The 4,158-nt window shown below is 61.7% G+C and carries 3 protein-coding genes; all 3 read right to left on the bottom strand.

The annotated features are described in order from the left end of the window. Positions 1-130: 130 nt before the first annotated feature. Positions 131-1,465, bottom strand: a complete 1,335-nt coding sequence (locus PseAD21_RS27700; RefSeq protein WP_102358919.1) for an amidohydrolase — start codon at positions 1,463-1,465, stop codon at positions 131-133. A gap of 66 nt (positions 1,466-1,531) precedes the next feature. Next, positions 1,532-3,685 (bottom strand): mechanosensitive ion channel family protein, encoded by a 2,154-nt coding sequence (locus PseAD21_RS27705; RefSeq protein WP_102358920.1) that lies wholly within the window; start codon positions 3,683-3,685, stop codon positions 1,532-1,534. Positions 3,686-3,762: 77 nt separating this feature from the next. Then, entirely contained in the window at positions 3,763-3,939 is a 177-nt protein-coding gene (locus tag PseAD21_RS29830; protein ID WP_177327380.1) for a hypothetical protein, read from the bottom strand. Positions 3,940-4,158 lie beyond the last annotated feature (219 nt).

Below are 4,158 nucleotides of genomic sequence, written 5' to 3' on the forward strand. Positions count from 1 at the left end.
ACCCAATCCCGCTGTGTGCGGGCTTGCTCGCGAAGACGGCCTGCCAGCCGACCAATCTACAACTGAATACACCCAATCCCACTGTGGGAGCGAACCTGCTCGCGAAGCCGCCCCCACAATCCCCCCATCTCTATCTGGCAACCTCAGCATTTCCATACAAATAATCCGTCGCCAGCGACGCCATCGTCCTCACCCCAACCACCAGCGCCGACTCATCCACAAAGAACCCCGGATTGTGATTCGGCGCGGCCTTGCTCATGTCCTGATCCCGTGGCGTGACCCCGAGAAACACAAACAGCCCGGGCACTTCCTTGGCAAAGAACGAGAAGTCTTCCGCGCCACCCACCAGCGGTGCATTCACCACGTCGTCCTTGGCTGCCCATTTCAAAGTCGGCAGCATTTTTTCGGTCAGCGCCGGGTTGTTGATGGTCGGGTCGTATTTTTCGATGATGGTCACGTCAGCTTTCGCACCACCGCTTTCGGCGATTTTTTCGATGGTCTGGCGCACGTCCGCGTGCAGTTTCTGGCGGATGCCGTAGTCGTAGGAGCGAATGGTTCCGCTCATGTCCACGGACTCGGGAATGATGTTGTAGCGGGTGCCGCCGTTGATGGTGCCGATGCTGACTACCGACGGATACGACGAGATGTCGGTACGGCGGCTGACCACGGTTTGCAGGCCGACGATGGTTTGCGCGCCGACGGTGATCGGGTCGATGCCGTCCCAGGGGCGGCCGGCGTGGGTCTGTTTGCCGAGGATTTTGATGCGCAGGTCGTCGGAGCTGGCCAGGGTGGCGCCCGGGCGGTAGGCGATCTGGCCGGCGGGGACACCGGCCCAGACGTGCAGGCCGAAGACGGCGTCGGGTTTGGGTGATTTCATCACGCCTTCCTGCACCATCATTTTCGCGCCCCAGGTGTTTTTGCCGTCGGGGATGAAGTCGCTCGGGCCTTCTTCGGCGGGCTGGAAGTAGAACACCACGGTGCCGGGCAGGGTGTCGCGCAGGCCTGTGAGAATTTTCGCGGTGCTCAGCAGGATCGCGGTGTGCGCGTCGTGGCCGCAGGCGTGCATCACGTCGACTTCTTTGTCCAGATAAGTGCCTTTGGCTTTCGAGGCGAATGGCAGGTCGCCGACTTCCTTGACCGGCAGTGCGTCCATGTCGGCGCGCAGGGCCACGGTCGGGCCGGGCAGGGCGCCTTTGAGGATGGCGACCACGCCGGTGCGGGCGACGTTGGTTTTGACTTCCAGGCCCAGCGCCTTGAGTTGTTTGGCGACCAGTTCCGATGTGCGTTTTTCGCTGTTGCCGAGTTCCGGATGGGCGTGGATGTCGCGGCGGGGTTCCAGCAGTTCCGGTTCAAGTGCCTTGGCTTGCGCGGCGATGTGTTCGCGGGTGCTGTCCAGGGGGGCAGCACCGGCGTGGCCGGCGACCAGGCTGAGCAGAAGGGCTTGGGCAATGCGGGTCAGTTGCATCGGGTTTCTCCATGGTTATTGTTTTTCTGGCTTCCCTGCCTGTGACCCGCACATTGCGCCCAAGTGCTATTCCTTGGGCTGGCCACCGCCGGCGGTGATCACTTGCACGCTCATGCGCGGCGTTGCCAGGTCCAGGCCGGCCTCGTCGAGATGGCGTTTGAGCGACAGGTTGAACGCTCGGGAAACTTCCCATTGTTTGATCGGCGCGGTCTTGAAGCGGGCGCGCAGGATCGCGCTGCCGGACTCGAAACTTTCTACGCCCTGTATCTCCAGCGGCGACCAGATATTGCGGCGTTGCAGGGGATCGGTGCGCATTTTCTGGCCGACTTCGCGCATCAGTTTGATCGCGTCGTCGATTTCCATGTTGTACGGCACCGCCACCCGGAAAATCGCGTAGCCGAATTCTCGGGAGTAGTTCTTGATGCTTTTGATTTCGCTGAACGGGATGGTGTGGACGATGCCGTCGATGTCGCGTAGGCGCACGGTGCGGATGGTCAGGCCTTCGACGGTGCCGAGGTGACCGCCGACGTCGACGTAGTCGTCGATCGCCAGTGAGTCTTCGATGATGATGAACAGGCCGGTGATCAGGTCCGCCACCAGCGACTGCGCACCGAAACCGATGGCCAGACCGATCACACCGGCACCGGCCAGCAGTGGTGTGACGTTCATGCCCATGTTCGCCAGGGCGACGATCAGCGCGATGATGAAGATCGCCACGAACAGCACGTTGCGGATCAGCGGCATCATCGTCTGCGCGCGGGCATTCGCCAGGCCTTTGCGCGAGCGGGTGAGGGCGTGATGCACGGCGGTGTCGGCGAGGATCCAGATCAGCCAGGAGAAAATCAGCGTGCCGATCAGGCTGAACAGTTTGACGCTGACGTCATGCCCTTCGCCCTCGGCGAAACCGATCAGCGATTTGCCCCATACGCGCAGGCCGAGTTCGATGAAGGTCAGCCACACCAGCAGGTGGGCGAGGGTGTAGAAGAAGCTTTTCAGGCGCTCCGAGTACAATGCATGGCGCTTCGGCCCGCGCTGTGGTTTGAGCGAATGACGGCGCACGAGGCCATTGATCACCATGCACATCACCAGCAGCACCGTGCAGATCAGCGACTGGCGCAGGGCGGTGCTGGTGTCTCCGGCGGAGACGAAGGTGGCGAACAGCGAGATCCCGACCAGTACCAGCGCGGGCATGTACCAGAAGGTGCCAAGGATATCGATGGTGTCGCTGAGGGCGCGGCGGGTCAGGCGGCGGGACAGGGGCTGGTTGCGGATCAGGTGCGCGATCGGCCGGCGGAAACGCAGGATGAACAGGCCGGTGAACAGCGCCGCGAGGACATTGGTGATGGTCGCGGTGGTGTGCGCCAGGTGCACGCCGAGGCTTTCCACCAGGCGCGGATCGTTCAGCGCTTCACCAAACGCGGCGAAGCTGCCGATCAGCCAGAGTGGGCGGAAGGCCTGATGGCGCAGGATGTACAGCGCCCGGTGCCGGTGCGGGCCGTCGAGCAGCGAGAACGCGATCACGCAGATCGCCGAGAAACAGGTGCCGACCACCAGCGCATAAGCCAGCACCATCGCCAGGCTCTTGCCCAATGACGATGGCAACGCGTAGCTCATGTAGACGGTGATGACCAGCGCGATCAGCCACGGCCCGAGCTTGCGCAGGGCGAAGCGCAGCATGTCGAGAGCCTTGGGGTGCTGGGGTAGCTCTTCGGTCAGGCCGAAGCGCATGCGTACCCGGTGCCCGAGCCAGATCAGCGCGGCGGCCAGCAGGCTCCAGACCATCAGGATCACGGCAAAGCCGAAGATGATCGGCAGCCATTCACTGGCCGGCAGCATCAGGTTGTCGAGCTCACCCCGGGCCTGATCGAATTCGTTGGACCAGCGGGTGAGCGGGCTGTCGGCGCCGGAGAACTGTTTCTCGAAATTGGCCAGCGTGCCGCCGATCAGTCCCAGGACGCCTTCTTCGGGTGAGGCCTGGGCTTTTTTCGTGGCGTCGCGCAGCTTTTTCAGATCGCTCAGCAACTGCGCTCGTTGCTTGTCGTTTTCCAGCGACTTGATGACTTCATCCAGCGACTGGCCCAGTGGTTCCTGCGCCTCGGGTTGCGCCTTGGTGTTGTTGAGCAGCCCCGGCAAGCCGACCGCGTGGGCAGGGGCCAGCGGCAGCAGCGTCATCAGGCAGACAAGGAACAGGCAGGGCAGAGCAAACAGACGAGCGAACACTAGGCGGTCAACCTCGCAAAGGGGCGAATTGAGCGAGTGTACGAGCCAGCCAGAATCAATGCGAGCCGGGCGCTGATTTATTCGTTGAGTTTGGCGAGGATCTTGTAGACCACGGTCGCCAGGATCATCAGCATGCCGATCCACATGGCGAAGACACCGGCGTTTTTGTCGCGGAAGTTGAAACCGATGGCCAGCAGGATCATCCCGCTCAGGATCGGGACGAGCATGGCGTGGAACGAAGACATCGAGATCATGGAGACTGCCTTGTCGAAGGGAATGATTTAAGTCTAGGTCGGTTTCTGCAGCAGGGGGTGATGTGTATCAGGAATGATTCGGTTCTACGATGAATCATTGTCATCTGAACGACCGCTTTCGCGAGCAAGCCCGCTCCCACAGTTTGAAATGCATTCCAATGTCTGAACAAGCCTGCTCCCACAGTTTGAAATGCATTCCTATGTGTGAGCAAGCCTGCT

It is taken from the genome of Pseudomonas sp. AD21, from assembly GCF_002878485.1.
Taxonomy (GTDB): Bacteria; Pseudomonadota; Gammaproteobacteria; order Pseudomonadales; family Pseudomonadaceae; genus Aquipseudomonas.

Coding starts and splice junctions, on each gene's coding strand:
- PseAD21_RS29830 (WP_177327380.1), bottom strand. CDS start 3,939: ATGATCTCGATGTCTTCGTTCCACGCCATGCTCGTCCCGATCCTGAGC.
- PseAD21_RS27700 (WP_102358919.1), bottom strand. CDS start 1,465: ATGCAACTGACCCGCATTGCCCAAGCCCTTCTGCTCAGCCTGGTCGCC.